The sequence below is a fragment of the Bosea vestrisii genome, assembly GCF_030144325.1.
Classification (GTDB): Bacteria; Pseudomonadota; Alphaproteobacteria; order Rhizobiales; family Beijerinckiaceae; genus Allobosea; species Allobosea vestrisii_A.
This window is the reverse complement of sequence record NZ_CP126307.1, coordinates 4468103-4488621: the sequence shown is the minus strand read 5'-3', so window position 1 is coordinate 4488621 and position 20519 is coordinate 4468103. Positions and strand designations below refer to the sequence as shown.

14 protein-coding genes, 1 tRNA gene and 1 pseudogene are annotated in these 20519 nt (G+C 67.5%); 9 read left to right on the top strand and 7 right to left on the bottom strand.

Going from position 1 to position 20519, the window contains the following annotated elements; all coding sequences use genetic code 11:
- The 5 genes and pseudogenes from bcsA (at nt 1) to QO058_RS22070 (ending at nt 8221) form a co-directional block, all read left to right on the top strand.
- Nucleotides 1–2185: pseudogene (bcsA, locus tag QO058_RS22090) on the top strand (UDP-forming cellulose synthase catalytic subunit).
- Nucleotides 2182–4620: a cellulose biosynthesis cyclic di-GMP-binding regulatory protein BcsB gene (locus QO058_RS22085; protein WP_284168376.1), complete on the top strand. Its 2439-nt coding sequence runs from the start codon at nt 2182–2184 to the stop codon at nt 4618–4620. The pseudogene bcsA and the gene QO058_RS22085 overlap by 4 nt, the downstream one beginning before the upstream one ends.
- Entirely contained in the window at nt 4617–5636 is a 1020-nt protein-coding gene (locus tag QO058_RS22080; protein ID WP_284168375.1) for a family 8 glycosyl hydrolase, read from the top strand. Before QO058_RS22085 ends, QO058_RS22080 begins: the two co-directional genes overlap by 4 nt.
- A complete protein-coding gene (locus QO058_RS22075; RefSeq protein WP_284168374.1) occupies nt 5627–7810 on the top strand; it encodes a tetratricopeptide repeat protein in 2184 nt (727 codons plus the stop codon). The genes QO058_RS22080 and QO058_RS22075 overlap by 10 nt, the downstream gene beginning before the upstream one ends.
- Before the next feature lie 66 nt (nt 7811–7876).
- Nucleotides 7877–8221, top strand: coding sequence for a hypothetical protein (locus QO058_RS22070; protein WP_284168373.1), 345 nt, complete (start codon nt 7877–7879; stop codon nt 8219–8221).
- A 64-nt stretch (nt 8222–8285) separates the two neighbouring features.
- On the opposite strand, the gene QO058_RS22065 is transcribed toward QO058_RS22070, so the two are convergent.
- From QO058_RS22065 to QO058_RS22050, 4 genes are all read right to left on the bottom strand, one after another.
- A tRNA-Thr gene (locus tag QO058_RS22065) sits at nt 8286–8361 on the bottom strand.
- A 116-nt stretch (nt 8362–8477) separates the two neighbouring features.
- The gene (locus QO058_RS22060) at nt 8478–9422 is read right to left on the bottom strand and encodes a prephenate/arogenate dehydrogenase family protein (RefSeq protein WP_284168372.1); all 945 of its coding nucleotides are present in this window, start codon (nt 9420–9422) and stop codon (nt 8478–8480) included.
- The gene (locus QO058_RS22055) at nt 9419–10528 is read right to left on the bottom strand and encodes a pyridoxal phosphate-dependent aminotransferase (protein ID WP_284168371.1); all 1110 of its coding nucleotides are present in this window, start codon (nt 10526–10528) and stop codon (nt 9419–9421) included. The genes QO058_RS22060 and QO058_RS22055 overlap by 4 nt, the downstream gene beginning before the upstream one ends.
- Nucleotides 10529–10559: 31 nt before the next feature.
- Nucleotides 10560–11393 carry a chorismate mutase gene (locus tag QO058_RS22050; RefSeq protein WP_284168370.1) on the bottom strand — a complete coding sequence of 278 codons (834 nt, stop codon included), beginning with the start codon at nt 11391–11393 and terminating at the stop codon, nt 10560–10562.
- A 282-nt stretch (nt 11394–11675) separates the two neighbouring features.
- Between QO058_RS22050 and metX the strand changes: the two genes are divergently transcribed.
- Nucleotides 11676–12854, top strand: a complete 1179-nt coding sequence (gene metX / locus QO058_RS22045; RefSeq protein ID WP_284168369.1) for a homoserine O-acetyltransferase MetX — start codon at nt 11676–11678, stop codon at nt 12852–12854.
- 2 nt (nt 12855–12856) lie between these two features.
- Entirely contained in the window at nt 12857–13480 is a 624-nt protein-coding gene (gene metW, locus QO058_RS22040; RefSeq protein ID WP_284168368.1) for a methionine biosynthesis protein MetW, read from the top strand.
- 121 nt (nt 13481–13601) lie between these two features.
- Here metW and QO058_RS22035 read toward each other — a convergent pair whose 3' ends face one another.
- Genes QO058_RS22035 through otsB form a run of 3 tightly spaced genes read right to left on the bottom strand, consistent with a single transcriptional unit; the run spans nt 13602 to nt 16253 of the window.
- Nucleotides 13602–15440, bottom strand: a complete 1839-nt coding sequence (locus tag QO058_RS22035) for a glycoside hydrolase family 15 protein (protein ID WP_284168367.1) — start codon at nt 15438–15440, stop codon at nt 13602–13604.
- A 14-nt stretch (nt 15441–15454) separates the two neighbouring features.
- Nucleotides 15455–15682, bottom strand: coding sequence for a trehalose-phosphatase (locus QO058_RS31200; RefSeq protein ID WP_347975483.1), 228 nt, complete (start codon nt 15680–15682; stop codon nt 15455–15457).
- Nucleotides 15624–16253 (bottom strand): trehalose-phosphatase, encoded by a 630-nt coding sequence (otsB, locus tag QO058_RS22030; protein ID WP_347975481.1) that lies wholly within the window; start codon nt 16251–16253, stop codon nt 15624–15626. Before otsB ends, QO058_RS31200 begins: the two co-directional genes overlap by 59 nt.
- A gap of 221 nt (nt 16254–16474) precedes the next feature.
- Between otsB and QO058_RS22025 the strand changes: the two genes are divergently transcribed.
- Both QO058_RS22025 and ptsP read left to right on the top strand, forming a co-directional pair.
- Nucleotides 16475–18028 (top strand): alpha,alpha-trehalose-phosphate synthase (UDP-forming), encoded by a 1554-nt coding sequence (locus QO058_RS22025; protein ID WP_284168366.1) that lies wholly within the window; start codon nt 16475–16477, stop codon nt 18026–18028.
- Between the two features lie 179 nt (nt 18029–18207).
- A complete protein-coding gene (ptsP, locus tag QO058_RS22020) occupies nt 18208–20475 on the top strand; it encodes a phosphoenolpyruvate--protein phosphotransferase (RefSeq protein ID WP_284168365.1) in 2268 nt (755 codons plus the stop codon).
- Nucleotides 20476–20519 lie beyond the last annotated feature (44 nt).

The following is a 20519-nucleotide window of genomic DNA, read 5'->3' as shown; positions in this document are numbered from 1 at the left end:
ATGCGAACTGCGAGCTACGTCATCTTCTGGGCCATCGCGACCGCCGTGGTCGTGGCGCTCATCACGCTGCCGATCAGCCTGCAGGCGCATCTGATCGCCGGGACGATCGTCGTCGGGGCGATGATCCTGCTCAAATTCCTGCGCCCTTACGGGGTCTGGCGCCTGATCGCGCTTGGCCTCGGGACGGCGATGGTGCTGCGCTACGTCTACTGGCGCACGACCAGCACGCTGCCGCCGGTCAACCAGCTCGAGGACTTCATTCCCGGCCTGATCCTCTATCTGGCCGAGCTCTACAATATCGGCATGCTGTTCCTCAGCCTGTTCGTCGTGGCGATGCCGCTGCCGCGGCGCAAGACGCCGCCGCCGCTTCCTGCAGACGCCCCCCGCCGTCGACGTCTTCGTACCCACCTATAACGAGGAGCCGGAGCTGCTGGCGACGACGCTTTCGGCGGCGCTCGCCATGGACTATCCGGCCGGCCGCCTGACGGTCTATCTGCTCGACGACGGCGGCACCGATGAGAAATGCAACGCCGACAACTTCGTCGCCGCCAGCGCGGCCCGGGAGCGTCGCACGGCGCTGCAGGCGCTTTGCGAGGGGCTCGGCGTCACCTATCTGACGCGCGAGCGCAATGTCAGCGCCAAGGCCGGCAACCTCAACAACGGCCTCGCCAACTCCTCCGGCGAGCTCATCGTCGTCTTCGACGCCGACCACGCGCCGGCACGCAGCTTCCTGACCGAGACGATCGGCTATTTCGCCGAGGATCCGAAGCTTTTCCTGGTCCAGACGCCGCACTTCTTCATCAATCCCGACCCGCTGGAGCGCAACCTCAAGACCTTCAAGGCGATGCCGTCCGAGAACGAGATGTTCTACGGCATCATCCAGCGCGGCCTCGACAAGTGGAACGCCTCGTTCTTCTGCGGCTCGGCCGCGGTGCTGCGCCGCACGGCGCTGCAGACGACGAACGGCTTCTCCGGCCGCAGCATCACGGAAGACGCCGAGACCGCGATCACGCTGCACGCCACCGGCTGGAACAGCGTCTATGTCGACAAGCCGCTGATCGCCGGCCTCCAGCCGGCGACCTTCACCAGCTTCATCGGCCAGCGCTCGCGCTGGGCGCAGGGCATGATGCAGATCCTGATCTACCACCGCCCGATGCTCAAGAGCGGCCTCTCCCTGCCGCAGCGCCTGTGCTACTCGTCCTCGGCCCTGTTCTGGCTGTTCCCGTTCGTGCGCCTGACCTTCTTGGTCGCGCCGCTCTGCTATCTCTTCTTCGGACTGGAGATCTTCACAGCCTCCGGCGCCGAGTTCATCGCCTATGTGTTCAGCTACATGGCGGTGAACCTGATGATGCAGAACTACCTCTATGGCCGCTATCGCTGGCCCTGGATCTCCGAGCTCTACGAATTCATCCAGTCGGTCTATCTGCTGCCGGCGGTGATCTCGGTCCTGATCAATCCCGGCAAGCCGACCTTCAAGGTCACCGCCAAGAGCGAAGAGCTCGGGACGCGGCGTGTATCCGAGCTCGGCCTGCCCTTCTTCATCATCTTCGCCGTGCTGGCGCTCGGTGTCGTCGCCACCTATTGGCGCACCATCGCCCAGCCGTACAATGCCGACACCACACTCGTGGTCGGACTGTGGAACATCCTCAACCTGCTGATGGCGGGCTGCGCCCTCGGCGTGGTTTCGGAGCGGCCGGAAGGTCGTGGTGCCCGGCGTTTTCCGGTGAAGCGCCGCGGAGAGATCAGCATCGACGGCCGGACGGCACCGATCGTCACCGAGAACGTCTCCGTCGACGGCGTCGCCATCCGGGTCCTGTCCAAAGGCTTCGACAGACTGGCGGTGGGAAGCAAGGGCGAGATCTCCTTCGAGACCTCGATCGCGATGCCATCAGGCGGGCTGCCCGTCCGCATCGCCCGCCTCGCATCGGATCAGAAGGGGCTGGTATTGGGCTGCCAATATGAGCCCAGCGAGCCGCTGCACAGCCGCATCATCGCCGACCTCGCCTTTTCCGATGCCGCGATCTGGAGCGACTTCCAGAAGGCGCGTCGCCAGAACATGGGCGTCGTCTACGGGACCTTGCGCTTCCTGCGCCTCGCCGTGTTCCAGACCAGCCGCGGCCTCTCCTACCTCTTCGGCCTGTACCGCTTTTCCCGTTCGACCAAGCCGCGGAGCGCGGCGGAATGAGAATGCGTCTCCTGCCCATCCTCGCCGCGGCAGCGATCCTCCCGATCGGAGGGGCGGCACTGCGGGCACAGGAAGCCCAGACGCCGCCGAAGGAGCCGGCGCCGTTCATGATCGTGCCGCCGGCCCAGCAGCCGGCCGCGCCACGCCCACCGGAGCCGCCGCGAGTTGCCGTGCCCGCGCCGGCCATTCCGGCCAGCTTCGCCTTCAAGCCCTTGCTGCCGGCGGCCCGCGTTACGCTCGAAGGCGAAAGCGACACGCGCAGCTGGGCCTTCTACCTGACCCAGGACGAAGCGAGCGCCGATCTCAATCTCGACATCGCCTTCCAGAACGCGCTGGTCGTGATGCCCGAGGCCTCGCGGCTGACGGTCCGCATCAATGGCGAGCGCATCATGGAGGCGCCGATCGCCTCCTCCGATCGCCTGAAGCGAACCTCCACCGCGATCCGCAAGGGGCTGCTCAGGCCCGGTCAGAACACGATCCGTTTCGAGGCTGTGCAGCGCCACCGCACCGACTGCACGATCACCTCCACCTATGAATTGTGGACGCGCATCGATGGTGCGGGCACCAGGCTGTCCTTCAGGAATCCGGCGACTCAGCAATCACGGCTGCGCAGCATCGACGACCTTCCGGCCGTCGGCGCCGACGAAAGCGGGCAGACGACGATTCACATCGTTGCGCCAGGTGCCACGCGCGCCATTGCTGCGGGCAGCATCCTCGCCGTCGCGCAGGGAGTCGCCTTGCGTGGCCGCTACAGCCAGGCCGCGGTGCGGGTCTCCGAGCGGCTGCCGGAGCGTATCCGCCCCGGCGTGCTGACCGTTCTGCTCGGCACCAGCAAGGAATTGCGCGACCTCATCGGCGCGCTTCCGCCCGAGGCGGGGGCCGGCAGCTTCCTCGGCTTCGTCGCCAATCCGAAGCTCGGCCCTGCCGCCCTGCTCGTTACCGGCGAGACCTGGCCGGATCTCGAGGCGATCATCGCCAGGCTCCTGACCGGTCCAGTGTCCAGGCCGACCAACATCAACCGCAAGACGATGGACACGGCGAGCTGGCATGTGCCGGATGCGCCGTTCATCTCGGGCAAGCAGGCGCTGCGCTTCTCCGAGCTCGGCGTTCCCACCCAGGAATCCTCGGGCCGGCGCATGCGCGTACGCGCCGTCGTCGCCATGCCCGGAGATTTCTACGCCAACGCCTATGGCGAGGCGACGCTCTATCTCGACGGCGCCTATTCGGAGGAAGTCCTTCCCGGCTCCGGTCACATCGAGATCTTCGTCAACGGCAACGTCGCGGCGACGGTGCCGCTCAATGCGTCGAATGGCGGGCTCTTCCAGCAAACCCCGATCACCGTGCCGCTCCGGCACTTCCGGCCCGGGATCAACGAGATCTGGTTCGAGGCGGTCATGCCAACGCGGTCCGACCTCGCCTGCGGGCCCGGCGCGACCCTGCCCGGAAAGAACCGCTTCGCGCTGTTCGACACCACGGCGCTGGCGTTCCCGGATTTCGCCAAGATCGGGGTCAGCCCTAATCTCGCCGCCGTGGCGGGCACCGGTTTCCCCTATTCGATCGCCTCGCAGGTGGCGCTGGTCGTCGGCCGGCAGGACCTGCCCAATCTCGGCGCCGCCGCCACGCTGCTCGCCCGGCTGGCCCAACGCGCCGACCGGCCACTGCCGATCGACATCCTCGGCAGCGCCGCGACCGTCGGCAACCGCCCCGCTTTGATCGTCGGCGCCGCCGGCCAGTTGCCGGCCGGACTGCTGCCGCGCGTCGGCATCGCCGACAATGTCCGCAACACCTGGCCGCAGCGCGCGGACGCCGTCGTCGTCGTGCCGGAATCCGAAGGCGCTGCCGTGTTCGAGGCGGTGATCAACCGCTTCCAGGGTCGGCAGACGACACCGGAGGATTCGGGCGGCATCGCGCCGACGACGGAAGGGGTCCGCGACCGCTGGCGCGGCTCGCTCGGCGGCCCCCTCGCCCGCTACTTCATCAGCTTCGACCAGTGGCTGCAGCGGACCTTCGACCTCTCCTTCGCGCAGCTGCGCACGCCTTCGCGCGCGCCTTCGCTCTACGAGCCGGCGGAAGGGGCCGAATTGATCGCCGCGCAGGCGACCGATCCCGACACAAGGCAGGTCTGGACCGCCTTCGTGGTGCGCCAAGAGGACGCGCTGGAGCGGGCGGCTGACAGGCTCGTCACCCCAGGCAACTGGGCCGGCATGGCCGGAAAGGTCACGGCCTTCCGGAACGGCCAGGACAATCACGTCATTTCGGCGGACAGCACCTCCTTCGTCATGACGCGACCGTTCAGCCTGGCCAATATGCGCCTGGTCTTCGCCAACTGGATGTCGAGCAATATCGGCATCTACGCGCTGGCATTGCTCGCAGCCTGCATCGGCCTCGGCATCGGAACCTTCCTGATGCTCGGCCGGTTGGGGAGGCGTTCATGAGACGGCTTCGCGCAGCCTTGACCGCGACCCTGCTCTGTCTCACCTCCGGCGCACAGGCCGCCCTGCCGGCCGGCGCCTGGGAGCTCTATCGCCAGAAGTTCGTCACCGCCGAGGGCCGTGTCGTCGACGACGCCAATGGCGGCATCAGCCATAGCGAGAGCCAGGGTTACGGCCTGCTTCTGGCCTGCCTCGCCGGCGATCGCGGCAGCTTCGCCAGCATCCTCTCCTTCACCCGGACCGAACTCCTGATCCGCGATGACGGCCTCGCCGCCTGGCGCTGGGACCCGAAGGCTACGCCCCGCGTCACCGACATCAACAATGCCAGCGACGGCGACCTCCTGATCGTCGAGGCCCTCGCCTGCGCCGGCACACGCTGGTCGATGCCGGCCTACACCACCGCGGCCCGCCAGATCGCCCGTTCGCTGGCCAAGGTCGCGCTCCTGAAGCGCGGCGGCGAAACCTGGCTGATGCCGGCGGCGAAGGGTTTTTCGGAACAGGAACGGGCGGACGGCCCAGTGATCAACCCGTCCTATTGGGTGTTCGAGACCTTTCCCATGCTTACCAAGCTCACCGGCGACCAGAGCTGGATGCAGGTACAGGCCAGCGGGCTGAAGCTGCTCGACGAGCTTGCCAAGCGGAAGGTACCGGCTGCCGACTGGCTCTCGCTCAAGGGCGAGCCGAAGCCGGCGGACGGCTTCCCGCCGCAATTCGGCTACAACGCGCTGCGCATCCCGCTCTATTTGCTGCGGGCGGGCCTTGCCGACAAGCAGCGCCTCGAACCGTTCCGCCAGGCCTGGGCCAATGGCACCGCCGTGATCGACGTGCCGACCGGCAAACCCGCCGAACCGTTGCCGGATGTCGGTTATCGCATCCTGGCCGCGGCGATCGCCTGCGCGCTCGACCGCACCCCTGTTCCAGCCGAGCTGAAGACCTTCCTGCCGACGGCCTACTATCCGTCGACGCTGCATCTGCTCGCCCTCTCGATGCTGAGCGAGAGGTATCCGCAATGCATGTGAAATCCGTGCTGATCACGGTCGCGGCCTCGAGCGCCGTCTTCTACGGGCTGGGCCGCTATGGCCATGAGCTGACATGGCGGGACGCACCGTCGCCGGCCGTCCAGCAGGCACTGGCCCAGACAGAGACGCAGCCCGATTCCACCCAAGCCACCGGACCTGCAGCCGGGCAGACCGAGACCGAATTGGCCCAGGCCCCGGCTGGACGGCCAGGCTCGCCGGCCGCGCCGCAGGCGCAGAAGGTCGACGAGACAGCCCTGCGCTATTTCGCGACGCAGGGCGACACCCGCCGCTACGAGGCGGAGCTCGCCCGGCTGCGCGCCCTCTATCCCGAGTGGAAGCCGCCAACCGACCTGACCTCGCCCCAGCCGACCGGCGATCCCGAGCTCGAACGGATCTGGCGGCTGTTCGCCGAAGGCAAATATGGCGAGGCGCGCGCCGCGATCGGACAGCGCAACAGCGCCGATCCGAGCTGGCAGGCGCCGGCCGATCTGATCGCCCAACTCGACCGGGCTGAAGCCGGCCAGCGCCTGGCCAATGCCTCCAATGCCAAGCAGTGGGAACAGGTCATCCGCATCGGCACCGAGACGCCGGCGCTCCTGACCTGCGCCAATGTCGACGCGCTCTGGCGCGTGGCCGAGGCCTTCGCCCAGACCGGCGCGCCGGAGCGGGCCCGCGACGCCTATGCCTATGTGCTGACCAACTGCACCAACCCGGCCGAGCGGGTCGGCACCCTGCAGAAGGCGCTCGCCAGCCTGCCCGAGGCGCTGGTCAGCCCGTTGCTGGCGCAGGAGCGGCAGACCGAATTCTCCGGCATCCGCGACGAGATCGCGCGACGGCATGTCGGCAAGGCCGCCGAAGACCCGACCCTGACCGCAACGCCCGAGGAGATCCGCCGCATCGAGGCGCTCGCCAATGCGGCGACGACGCCGGATGACCCGATCCTGCTCGGCTTCTACAGCTTCCGCCATAACGAGCCGGCCAAGGCCGTAAGCTGGTTCCAGATGGCGCTGGCGCGCAATGGCGGTGCCAAGGCGGCGGAAGGGGCCGTGCTCGCTCTGGGCGCGCTGCAGAAATACCAGGAGGCAGAGACGCTCGGCGCACAATGGCTCGAAGCCGGCCCGGCCAACCGAAAAGCCTATCTCGACGTCGCGACCGCGCTGATAGCGCAGGAGCCGGCGCCGCGGCTCGAACGCGCCGTGATCGAGCGCATCGCCAAGACGGTCGGCGTCGACCGCTATGCGCCCGGCGGCGCCGCGCTCGGCTGGTACGCCTATAATTCCGGGCAGGTCGCGCCGGCCGAGACCTGGTTCGAAACCGCCCTGTCCTGGGATCGCAACTACGAGCCGGCCGCTTACGGCCTGGCGCTCGTGCATCAGCGCCTGCGCGACCAGGGCGCCTTACGCGCCATCATCGCCGAATGGCGTAGCCGTTCAGCGCGCATCGCGGACCTGCTGAACCCGGCGCGCGGGCGCGCCCCAACCGCAGTGCGGGAAGTCCGGCCTCTGCCCGAGACGAGCCCGACGGCCCGGATGGTTCCGGCGCCAGAGCCCGTCGAGCGGGCTCCACGTCGCGTCACCCGAATAGAGGCTGCACCGCCATCCCGCTACGAAGACGATAGTCCCGCCGTGGTTGTGGCGCGCCGCCCAGCGCCCGAGCGCCCGCGCAGCGGTTCCTGCGGCGCCGGCACAAGCGGAGCAGCTGCGCTCCAGCGCGGCTGGTGCCTGCTCAACCTCAAGCGGCCGGCCGCAGCGGCGGAGGCGTTCGACGCGGCCCAGCGCGGCGGCAACGCCCAGATCGCAGCCGATGCCGCTGCGGGCAAGGCCTATGCGAAAATCCAGCAGGGGTTGACGGGGGAAGCGAGCGCCGCGGCTGCCAGTGCCACCCTGCCCCCGGCGCGCCGCAAGGAGTTGCAGACCCTGCTCCTGTCCGAGCGCTTCTACGCGCAATACGAGGCCAAGGACTTCAATGGCGCGCTGATCACGCTGGGCGAGCGGGCGCGCTACGCCTCCGAAAGCACCGACCTGATGCAGATGCGCGGCTGGTCCTATTTCAATCTCGGCCGCTTCGACGACGCCGCGCAGGTCTTCCAGGCGCTTTACCGGGCCAATGGCTCGCCGCAGGCGATGTCCGGCTTGACGGCGATCCGGGACATCACCCAACGCAACCGATATTAGCGCCTAATCGGCGAAGACGGCGGAAACCGGCACAAGCCGGCTTTATCGATCCTGTCCGAGAGTGACGTGAATGCGCCTTGCCATCCTTGCCGCCATCATCGCCGCCATGACCACGGTCGCAACCGCGGCGGAGCACTGCCCTCCTTCCCGAAGGGCACGAGCTATCACGACGCGCGGCAGAGCCTGATCGGCCTCGGCTACGAGCCGGTGACGCTGCCTCGCGCCGACAAGTGCTACGAAGGGGATGAACGCTGTCAGGGCCGCCCCGAAATGTCGTCCTGCTCCGGGACCGGCCTCGCCTATTGCAACTTCACCTGGCGCTCCAAGCGCGACATGCTGATCGAGATCACCACGATCGGCGAAGGGATCAACAAGGTTCACGCCATCCGCTGCCGCGCGAACTGCAACTAGAGCCAGCCGAATAATCACTCCCTGTGGGAGCGCGGGCCGACACGGCGATGTCCGGAAAGGTCAGTGGTGCCGCAAGAGGGATTCGAACCCCCGACCCCCTCATTACGAATGAGGTGCTCTACCAGCTGAGCTATTGCGGCGACGGGTGGGGCTGTATCAGCCCGACCCCATTTTGACAAGGCAGGCGGGCGTCAGAAGGCGCACGGAATTCACACCCGGCCGAGGAATCCTGCGGGGCTGTGAAAGCCCTCCCCCCTCACCCCTTCTTCAGCTTCTCCGTCTCGGCCTTCTCCTGGCCGAGCGCGACGATGCCGCGGCGGATGGTGCGGGTGCGGGTGAAATGCTTGTGCAGGGTCTCGCCGTCGCCATAGCGGATGGCGCGGGTGAGCAGAGCCAAATCCTCGTTGAAGCGGCCGAGCATCTCCAGCACCGCCTCCTTGTTGGCGAGGAAGACGTCGCGCCACATGGTCGGGTCGCTTGCGGCGATGCGGGTGAAGTCGCGGAAGCCGCCGGCGGAGAACTGGATCACCTCCGACTGCGTCACCGCCGCCAGATCCTCGGCCGTGCCGACGATGTTGTAGGCGATCAAATGCGGCAGATGGCTGGTGATGGCGAGGACGAGGTCGTGATGCTGCGAGCCCATCACCTCGACGATCGCCGCCATGCCCTCCCAGAACTGGCGGGTGCGGGCGATCGCGGCGTCGTTCGTGCCCGGCGGCGGCGTCAGGATGCACCAGCGATTGAGGAAGAGGCTGGGGAAGCCGGCATCGGGGCCGGAATTCTCGGTGCCGGCGACCGGATGAGCCGGGACGAAATGCACGCCCTCGGGCAGATGCGGCATCACCGCCTCGACCACCGCATGCTTGACCGAGCCGACATCGGAGAGAATCGCACCCGGCTTCAGCGCCGCGGCGATCTCGGCGGCGACCGCGCCACAGGCGCCGACCGGCACGCAGAGCACGACATGGTCGGCGTCGCGCGCGGCCTCGACGGCGGTCTCGGCGATCTCATGGCCGAGATCGAGCTCGCGGGCCCGGCGGCGGACATCGCCGTCAGCGTCGCTCAGCACGATATGGCCGGCGAGATTGAGCTCCCTGGCCGCATGCGCGATCGAGGAGCCGATCAGGCCGATGCCGATGATGGCGAGCCGCCCGAACAGCGGCTCGTCGCGGCGCGGCGCGAAGCTTTCCGGAGCGCTCACGCGGCCTTGCCCAGGAACTCGGCCAGCGCGGCGACCACAAGGCGGTTGGCCTCCTCGCTGCCGATGGTCATGCGCAGCGCGTCCGGCAGGCCATAGGACGCGACCGAACGCAGGATCAGCCCACGCTGGCTCAGGAAGTCGTCGGCCTCCTTTGCCGTCTTCCCGGCATTCGTCGGGAAATGGATCAGGATGAAGTTGCCGACCGAGGGCGTCACGGTGAGACCGAGCTTCTCCAGCTCGGCCGTGGTCCAGGCCAGCCATGTGTCGTTGTGCTCGATCGCGGCGGCGATGTGCGCCTCGTCGGCGATCGCGGCGACACCGGCCTCGATCGCGGCGCCGTTGACGTTGAAGGGACCGCGGGTGCGGTTCAATGCGTCGATGATGTGGGCGGGACCATAGGCCCAGCCGAGGCGCAGATTGGCGAGGCCATAGATCTTCGAGAAGGTGCGCGTCATCACGACGTTCTCGCTGGTCGCGACCAGTTCGAGACCGGAGGCGTAATCGTTGCGGCGGACATATTCGGCATAGGCCGCGTCGAGCACCAGCAGGACATGCGGCGGCAGTCCGGCCTGCAGGCGCTTGACCTCGTCGAAGGGCAGATAGGTGCCGGTCGGGTTGTTGGGGTTGGCGAGGAAGACGATCTTGGTGCGCGGCGTCACCGCCGCGAGGATCGCGTCGATATCGGCGGTGAGATTCTTCTCGGGCACGACCACCGGCTTGCCGCCGGCGGCGAGGATGGCGATCTTGTAGACGAGGAAGCCGTGCTGCGTGAACACGCCCTCGTCACCGTCGCCGAGATAGACCTTGGTGATCAGTTGCAGCAATTCGTCCGAGCCGGTGCCGCAGACAAGGCGGTTGGCGTCGAGCCCGTAACGGCCGGCGATCGCCTCGCGCAGCTTCGTCGCCGAGCCATCCGGATAAAGTTCGAGCTTGCCGGAAAGGCCGCCATAGGCCGCGACCGCCTTCGGGCTCGGGCCGAGCGGGGTCTCGTTCGAGGAGAGCTTGTGCAGCTTGACGCCGGCCGGAGCCGAGGACTTGCCGGGGACATAGGCCTCGATGTCGAGGACACCAGGACGCGGGACGGGGCGGGGAGCGGGCAGAGCCATGGGGCTGGACCTTGAGAGCAGCGTGAATTGATCAGCGAGCGGATTTGAAGGCGAAGCGGGCGGCGTGGCTGCCGATCTCGGTCAGCTCCTTGAGGCCGGCCGGTTCGAGCGCGCCGCGAATGGCCTCGACCGGTGTCTCGCCGGAGGCCGCGACCAGCAGCGCCAGATGCGAGCCGTCGGCGGCGCTGGCCGAGACCTCGGCGAGATGATGGGCGAGGCCGTGGCGAAGCTGCTCCGACCAGCGCTCGACGCGGGCGGCATAAAGCACGATCTCGCGCACGGCCGCGTCGGTCAGCGGCTTGGCGATGCAATAGACCGGCGTGCCGGCCGGATGGTCGGGCCGCTCGATGAAGGGCAGGCGCGCGATGATCTTGGGCTGGGCGGGGCCGATCAGGTCGCGCCACCAGACGCCGGCGCTGGCCCCGAGATCCATGCGGAAGATGCCGAGATCGCCGGCCGATTCCGCCACGGCGGCGATCACGGCGCGGGCGTCCTCATGCGGGACGTAAGGCACGGTGAAGCCGAAATGGAAGCGGGCGCTGTCGCGCATCGGCGCGTCGCCGCCGGAGACGTCGGCATGGACAGAGTAGTTCGCCTGCACATAGGTGAAGGTCGCGATGATGATGCGCCAGATGCTCTCGACCGTGTCGAGCGGCAGCAGGCCCTGATGGCGCAGGGCCAGGCGCTTCATCATGTCGGCCTCGCGGCCGGGGCGGAAGGCCGAGCCGGAAACTTGCGTCTTCTTGATCGCGATCAGCGTCTCGATGATCTGCGAGCGCTCCATCAGGAGGCCGTGCATCGCTGAATCGATGCGGTCGATCTCGCTGCGCAGATCGGCAAGCGTGGTCGGAGCGGCTTCGGTCATGGGGCTTGACCAACCTCTAGAAAGAACAGCCTCCAGCCCTCATCCTGAGGAGCCGCAGAGCGGCGTCTCGAAGGATGCTCCAGAGTGCGCTGGAACATCCTTCGAGACGCGATCCTTGCGGATCGCTCCTCAGGATGAGGGCTGAGGTTCGAAAGCCTCTTACGCGCGCCAGGCCGCCTTGGCAAAGCGCTCGCCACGCATCGCTGCGTTGACAGGCGGGAAGAGCCGCGCCATCGGTAATGTCCGCTATTACGAACGGACCGGGCGACAAGACAAATCCGAATGCCGAACCGGACGCAAGTTCCCGAACTCCTCGCTGACCCGCTGGCCGAAGCCAACCAGCCGTCGAGCCTGCTCGCCCGGTTCGGGCCGGACAAGGCGCTGCAGCTCGATTCCGGCGCGACGCTGGAGCACTGGCAGATCGCCTATCAGACTTATGGCTCTTTGAACGCGTCTCGGTCCAACGCCGTGCTGGTCTGCCACGCCCTGACCGGCGACCAGTATGTCGCGAGCCGCAATCCCGTCACCGGCAAGGGCGGCTGGTGGACCGCGATGATCGGGCCGGGCAAGCCTGTGGACACCGACCGCTTCTTCGTGATCTGCGCCAATGTGCTCGGCGGCTGCATGGGCACGACGGGTCCGGCCTCGACCGATCCTGCGACTGGCAAGCCCTGGGGCCTGTCCTTCCCGATGGTGACGATCCGCGACATGGTGCGGGCGCAGGCGCATCTGATCGACTCGCTAGGGATCGACAGCCTGTTCTGCGTCGCCGGCGGCTCGATGGGCGGCATGCAGGTGCTGCAATGGGCGGCGACCTATCCGACGCGGGTGTTCTCGGCGCTTCCGCTCGCCACCGCCGCCAAGCACTCGGCCCAGAACATCGCCTTCCACGAGGTCGGCCGGCAGGCGGTGATGGCCGATCCGGACTGGCGCCAGGGCCGCTATCTCGACGAGGGCACGCGGCCTTCGAAAGGGCTTTCGGTGGCGCGCATGGGCGCGCACATCACCTATCTCTCGGAGCCGGCGCTGCACCGCAAGTTCGGCCGCAAGCTGCAGGAGCGCAGCGCGCCGACCTTCACCTTCGACGCGGATTTCCAGGTCGAGAGTTACCTGCGCTACCAGGGCATCAGCTTCGTCGAGCGCTTCGACGCCAATTCCTATCTCTATGTGACGCGGGCGATGGACTATTTCGACCTCGCCGCCGACCATGACGGCGTGCTGGCCAAGGCCTTCGCCGGGACGCGGACGCGTTTCTGCGTCGCCTCCTTCACCTCGGACTGGCTGTTCCCGACCACCGACTCGCGCGCCATCGTGCATGCGCTGAATGCTGCCGGCGCGTCGGTCTCCTTCGTCGAGCTCGAAAGCGACAAGGGTCACGACGCCTTCCTGCTGGAGGAGCCCAACCTGTTCGCGACGACACGCGGTTTCATCGGCGCCGCGGCGCGGGCCAGGGGGATCTGAGCATGGCGCTGGCCGATACCCAGACCAACCGGATCGACCTGCGCCTCGTCGCTGAGATGGTGACGCCGGGTTCGCGCGTGCTCGATGTCGGCTGCGGCGACGGCGAGTTGCTGTCGCTGCTCGCCGAGACGCGCGGCGTCGACGGACGCGGCATCGAGCTCTCACGCGAGGGCGTCGCCGGCTGCGTGGCGCGCGGGCTCTCGGTGATCCAGGGCGATGCCGACACCGATCTCGCCGACTACCCGGATGACTCGTTCGACTACGTCATCCTCTCGCAGACCATCCAGGCGACGCGCAATCCGCGCCTTGTGCTGGAGCACATGCTGCGCATCGGCCGGCGCGCCATCGTCTCCTTCCCGAATTTCGGGCATTGGCGCATGCGCACCCAGGTCTTCTTCCTCGGCCGCATGCCGGTGACCGATTCCCTGCCCTATGCCTGGTGGGACACGCCCAACATCCACTTCTGCACGATCCGCGACTTCGTCGCGCTCTGCGATACGGTGGGCGCGGAAAAGGAGCGTGCTGTCGCGCTCGACGTCGCCGGCGGCAGGGTCGGCGTCAGCGCGCCCTGGTGGTTCTGGAACCTCTTCGGCGCACAGGCGGTGTTTTTGCTGAAGCGGGGGTAGAGCACGTCATGCTCGGGCTTGACCCGAGCATCTCAGGCCGGAAGAGGCTCCGATGGCGTCTTCGCGTCATGAGATTCTCGGGTCTGCGCTTCGCTCCGCCCGAGAATGACGTCCTTTTGCTTCAGAACGCCTCTTCCCAATTCCTGCTCAGCCGCATCGCCGAGTTGATCAGCCCGACCATCGAATAGGTCTGCGGGAAATTGCCCCAGAGTTCGCCGGTCTCGAAATCGGCGTCTTCCGAGAGCAGGCCGAAGCTGTTGCGCCGCGTCAGGATGCGGCCGAACAGCTCCTTGGCCTCGTCCTTGCGGCCGATCGCATGCAACGCATCGACATACCAGAAGGCGCAGATCAGGAAGCCGGTGTGCATGAAGCCGAAATCGTCTTCGGTGCCGTAGCGCAGGATGAAATCGCCGCGGCCGAGATCGCGGCCGATCGCCTCCACCGTCGCGATGTAGCGGGGATCCTCGGGCTTGACGAAGCCGAGCTCGGCGATGAGCAACAGGGTCGCGTCGAGATCCGCCCCGTCGAAGGTCGAGACGAAATGGCCTTTCTCCTGGTTCCAGATCCGGTCGGAGATGATGCCCTTCAGGCGCTTGGCCTCGCCGCGCCAAAACTCCTTGCGATCGGCGCGACCGAGCGTTCCGGCGATGCGGGCGAGCCGGTCGCAGGCCGCCCAGCACATCACGCTGGAGAAGGAATGCACGACCTGCTTTTCGCGCAACTCCCAAGGGCCGGCATCGGGCTTGTCGAACAGTTCGACGGCGCGCTCGCCCATGCGCTCGAGCTGGGCGAAGAGCGCCTCCTTGCCGGGCTGGATCAGGCGGCGATCGAAGAAGGACTGGGTTGCGGCGAGCACGACCGCACCATAGCCGTCGTTCTGGATCTGCGTCGCCGCGCCATTGCCGACGCGTACCGGCGTGTGGCCGCGATAGCCGGCAAGGTTCGGCACCTCGAACTCGCGCAACTCGCCGCCACGGGTAATCGGATAGAGCGGCGGCAGATGCTCGGCGCCACTCTCCGAATAGGTGTCGACGATATTGGTGATGAAGCCGAGATAGTCCTCCATCGTCCGCGTCGTGCCGAGGCGGTTGAGGGCGTGGACGACGAAATAGGCGTCGCGGAGCCAGCAGAAGCGATAATCCCAGTTGCGCTGCGTGCCCGGCGCCTCCGGGATCGAGGTGGTCAGCGCCGCGACGATGGCGCCGCTCTCCTCGAAAGAGCAGAGCTTCAGCGTGATCGCGGCGCGGATGACCTCGCGCTGCCACTCGAACGGGATCGAGAGCGAACGGACCCAGTCGCGCCAATAGTCGGTGGTCTTGTCGAGGAATTCGCGCGAGGTCGTCTCGATCTCGGCGCGCAGCGCCTCGTCCGAGCCGATGAAGAACGAGAACGGCTTCTCGACCGCGAAGGGAATGCTCTCGAGCACATAGGAGATCGGCGCGTCGGTGGTCAGGCGGATCGTCTGATCGGCGCCGACGAAGCGGACGTGATTGGAACCGCGCGTGATCTCGTCCGGCTCCTCGCCGAGGCCGAGGCAGGGCTTGACCACGACGCGGATGCGCGGCCGGCCGGAGATGCGGCGGACGCGGCGCACCAGCTGCGGCGGCCGGAAGAAGCGCTCGAAGCGGACGAAGCGCGGCGCGAAGTCGAGGATCTCGAGCGCATTGCCCTGGTCGTCGGAGAGTACCGAGGAGAGGATCGCCGTGTTGTCGAGATAGCTCTGCTCGCAGCGGGTCATGCCGACCATCTCGATGGCGAAGACACCCTTCTTCGGCATTGCATCGCCGTCTTCGATCTGGTTGTCGATCAAGGAGCAAAAGACCGGGTCGCGGTCGAAGCGCGGAAAGCAGCCCCAGACGATGCGGGCGCGCCGGTCGATCAGCGCCGCGATCGAGCAATTGCCGATGACGCCGAGATCGAGCGAAGCGACGCGCGGCGAGGCGGTGGTCGTCACAGTCATGCCTGTTCCTGAAGTCAGTTCTGGAGAAATGTTTCGAGTGTCAGGTCGCCGCCGTCTGCGGCCGCCAGAAGTACATGGTGCAGCGCCGTCGGCGAAGCTAGACGATGGCGGGCACAGGTCTCTCCCCCGCCGATCCGGATGGACAGTCCTTCCACCGCATTCACCGTGGCGAAGCCGTCCTCGTCAGTGATGTCGTCGCCGATAAAGACCGGCGTGCGGCCGGTATAGGCTTCCTGCTGCATCAGCCAGGTGATGGCGCCGCCCTTGCTCGCCCCCCGCCGGAACCAGCTCGGCAACCGCCTTGCCGCGCTGCAGGCGCATGGACGGACCGATTTCGGCGGCGATGCCTTCCATCAGCGCCAGCGCCTCGTCGGCAAGCGCCGGCGCAAGCCGCCAATGCAGCGCGATCGATTGGCGTTTGTCCTCGATGATGACGCCGACATGGGCGTTGGCAAAGCGGACCATGGCGCGGAGCGCGGCATGAAGCGATCCGGCAGGGGCCGCGACCGGCGCATCCACGCTGCCCAGGCGAACCTGGGCGCCGTGCAGGCCGGCGGCGTCGAAGCGATAGGGCGCCATCATCTCGTCGAGCAGCGCCACGGGGCGCCCAGAGACCAGCGCCAGCGCACCGCCGAGCCGCTGGCGCAAGACATCCAGCGCGCCCGGCAGGCGCCGGTCGATCCGGACATCCTCCGGCGAGGGCGCGATCTCGACCAGGGTTCCGTCGAAATCCAGAAAGAGCGCGATCTGCCCGGTCTGGGCAGCGGCTTTCGCGGGGGGCTCGGCGATCTCGGGACTCAGCATCTGGGACATGACGGCCTGATTAGAAGGCGAAACGGGCGAAAGGACGACAATCGGGAGATGGTCCCCTCATCGCCACATTCGCGGTTCAGTTTGGCACCTGCCCGCCATGATCCGGTCACGGCGGCGACGCGAATCCGGCCGGGAGGCCGGGTGTGCACACGAAACATTACGCCTGCCCGCGCGTTCTGTTCCCGCGCCCCGGTGGCAAGCGTCAGCAAAAGTGAGGCAATATGCGTCTTGTCGTCGTGTCCAACCGCGTCACCATGCCAGAACGTGGCGAAAAGGTGGCGGCAGGTGGCTTGGCGGTCGCCTTGCGTTCGGCGCTCGAACAACATGGCGGCCTCTGGTTCGGCTGGAGCGGAGCGACCAGCGCCGAGCCTCCAACCAGCGTCGAGCCCGTCACGCACGGCAAGGTCAGCTATGCCGTGACCGATCTGACCGAGGCCGAGCGCCAGGGCTACTATCTCGGCTTCGCCAACCGGGCGCTGTGGCCGCTGATGCATTATCGGCTCGGCCTGACCGAGTTCACCCGCAACGACTATGCCGGCTATCTCGGCGTCAACCGTCGCTTCGCACGGCTGCTGCTCCCGCTGCTCAAGCCTGACGACATCATCTGGATCCACGACTACCACCTGATTCCACTAGCGGCCGAGCTACGCCGGCGCGGCGTCACCAATCGGATCGGTTATTTCCATCATATTCCCTGGCCGCCGGCCGAAGTGTTCGGCGCCCTGCCCTTCTCCTCGACGCTGATCAGCACGATGGCGGCCTATGACCTGATCGGCATGCAGACCCAGAACGACGTGGCGAACCTGATCGGCGGGATGGTGGCGCTCTGCGGCGCGCAGCGCGACGGCAACCGGGTCAAGGCCGGCCAGCGCGAGGCGGTGGTGCAGGCCTTCCCGATCGGCATCGATGTCGAGGCCTTCCGCAAGCTCGCCGTCGCGTCGATGCGAGCGGTGACACAGCCGGTACGGGCGACGACCGCACCGCTCGGCGACCGCAAGCTGGTGATCGGCGTCGACCGGCTCGACTATTCCAAGGGCATCGTCCAGCGGTTAGAGGCCTTCGGCACCTTTCTGCGCAACCACCCGGAACATCGCAGCAAGGTCGGCCTGCTGCAGATCGCGCCGCCCTCGCGCAGCGACGTGCCCGAATATGCCGAGCTCGACCGCATGTCGGACGAGGTCGCGGGCCGGCTCAACGCCGCGCTCGGCGAATTCGACTGGACGCCGATCCGCGTGGTCAAGAAGGCCTATTCGCGCAGCGCCCTCGCCGGCCTCTACCGGCGTGCCCAGGTCGGGCTGGTGACGCCGATGCGCGACGGCATGAACCTCGTCGCCAAGGAATATGTCGCCGCGCAAAACCCCGAGGATCCAGGGGTGCTGATCCTCTCGCGCTTCGCCGGTGCGGCGCACCAGCTCGGCGAAGCGCTGATCGTCAACCCGTTCGACACGCATGAGGTGGCCGAAGCGATCCGGACCGCGCTCGCCATGCCGAAGTCGGAGCGCTTGCGTCGCTTCGAGCGACTCTATGCGACGATCTCCTCGACCGACATCGAATGGTGGACGTCGCGCTATCTCGCCGCCCTCTCCGGCCTCGATATCCCGAGCGGCGACATCGTGCCACCGGGACGGCCGAAACCGCTGCGCAGCACACGCAAATCGGGCAGCCCCACCAAGCCCGCCCGTGGCAGTATGCACTCCCACGCCCACCGGCCACCACATGGCAAGTTCGACCCTGTGCGTGCGCGGGCCTTGCCCAACGCTCCCTCGGCTGGCTAGAAGCTCCTCGCCGGAGCCCGTTACGAACAGCGTGCGCCACAAGCCGATCGGAAACCGGGTCTCGATCTCAAAGTGAGAGACGGAACCCGGCTTGTGCTTGCGACTCAGCGGTTGCGGTGTCAGGTCTGCTGGGGGTATTCGGCTGACATGGCCGAGGAGGCGGGCGGAGGGCTTTCTTGATGCGAGGCGCACTCGGGGGATCGGGCGTGCTGCTGCGCCGTCTCCGCGAGGTGATGGCGGCGCCGGTCAGTCCGCAAGAGCGGCTCGACCGACTCGTCGTCGTGATCGCCGGAAACCTCGTGGCCGAGGTCTGCTCGGTTTATGTCCTGCGCGAAGACAGCTCGCTCGAGCTCTACGCCACCGAAGGCCTCAATCGCGAAGCGGTCCACCTCACCACCATGCGCGCCGGCGAGGGCCTGGTCGGCCTGATCGCCAGCGACGCCGAACCGCTCGCGCTCTCGGACGCGCAGGCGCACCCGGCCTTCTCCTACCGGCCGGAGACAGGCGAAGAAATCTATCGCTCCTTCCTCGGCGTGCCGATCCTGCGCGGCGGCGCGGTGATGGGCGTGCTCGTGGTGCAGAACCGCGCTTCGCGCCTCTACAGCGAGGACGAAGTCGAGTCGCTGCAGACCACGGCCATGATCATGGCCGAGATGATCGCGGCCGGCGGCCTGAAGGCGCTGTCGAAGCCCGGCGCGACCATCGGTCTCGACCGGCCGATCCACAGCATCGGCACCACGCTCGCAGACGGCGTCGGCCTCGGCCATGCCGTGCTGCACGAGCCACGCGTCGCGATCACCAATCTGATCGCCGAGGATCCGGGTCGCGAGGTGCAGCGGCTGGAAGCCGCGATCGCGACGATGCGGCTCGCCATCGACGAACTGATCGAGCGCGGCGACGTCGCCCATACCGGCGAGCACCGCGACGTACTCGAGACCTTCCGCATGTTCGCGCACGACCAGGGCTGGCTCCGGCGCATGCGCGAGGTGGTGATGACCGGCCTCACCGCCGAGGCTGCGGTCGAGCGCGTGCAGTCGGACACCCGCGCCAAGATGCTGCGCCAGACCGATCCTTATCTGCGCGAGCGCCTGCACGACCTCGACGACCTCGCCAATCGGCTGCTGCGTACCTTGGTCGGCAAGTCCAATGGCGTCACCCGCGAGGACCTGCCCGAGAACGCGATCCTGATCGCGCGCTCGATGGGGCCGGCAGCCCTGCTCGACTATGATCGCAGGCATCTGCGCGGCGTCGTACTCGAGGAAGGTGGCCCGACAAGCCACATCGCGATCGTGGCACGGGCGCTCGGCATTCCGGCCGTCGGCGAGATCGCCAATGCGACCGCGCTGATCCAGGCCGGCGACGCCGTCATCGTCGACGGCCAGGCTGGCGAGGTCCAGATCCGGCCGCAGCCGGATGTCGAGAACGCCTACAAGGACAAGGCGCGCCTGCGCGCCCGCAAACAGGAGCAGTACCGCAAGCTCAAGACGCAGGCTGCGGTGACCAAGGACGGCGTCGAGATCCAGCTGCAGATCAATGCCGGCCTCCTCGTCGACATGGCCAATCTCGACGAGACCAACGCCTCGGGCGTCGGTCTCTTCCGCACCGAGCTGCAGTTCATGGTGGCGCAGCACATGCCGACCACGGCCGAGCAGCAGGCGCTCTACGGCGCCGTGCTCAAGGTGGCGAACGGCCGCCCGATCACTTTCCGGACGCTCGACATCGGCGGCGACAAGGTGCTGCCCTATATGGAGCGGATCGACGAGGAGAACCCGGCGCTGGGCTGGCGCGCCATCCGCATCGGCCTCGACCGGCCAAGGCTGCTGCGCGGCCAGGTCCGGGCGCTGCTGCGCGCCGGGGCCGGCTCCGACATGAAGATCATGCTGCCGATGATCGCGACGGTGAACGAGTTCCTGCGGGCGCGCCTTCTGGTTCGGCGCGAAGTCGCCATGCTGGAGCGCGACGGCCGCCAGGGCCCGACCAGCCTCAAGCTCGGCGTCATGGTCGAGGTGCCGTCGCTGCTGTTCGAGCTGCCGGAGATCGCGCGCGAGGCGGATTTCCTGTCGATCGGCACCAACGACCTGATGCAGTTCCTGTTCGCGGCCGATCGCGAGAACAAACGCGTCTCCGACCGCTTCGACCCCTTGAGCGCGGCGGGCCTGCGGGCGCTGCGCAGCATCGTCGATGAGGCCGGGAAGGCGGATTGCCCCGTCACCGTCTGCGGCGAGATGGGCGGAAAGCCGATCGAGACGCTGGCGCTGATCGCGCTCGGCTACCGCTCGTTCTCAATGTCGGCCGCCTCGGTCGGCCCGGTGAAAGCGATGCTGCGCGCGCTCGATGCCAGCAAGGCCCGCCAGCGCCTCGACGCCTGGCTCGGCTCCTCCGACGGCGCCGCCAGCCTGCGCCCCTTGCTCTCAGCCCTCGCCACCGAGATGAAGGTGCCGGTCTAGCGAGGCATCCCTGGCCTGCACCCGCCCCAGTTCCGTTCAGATTG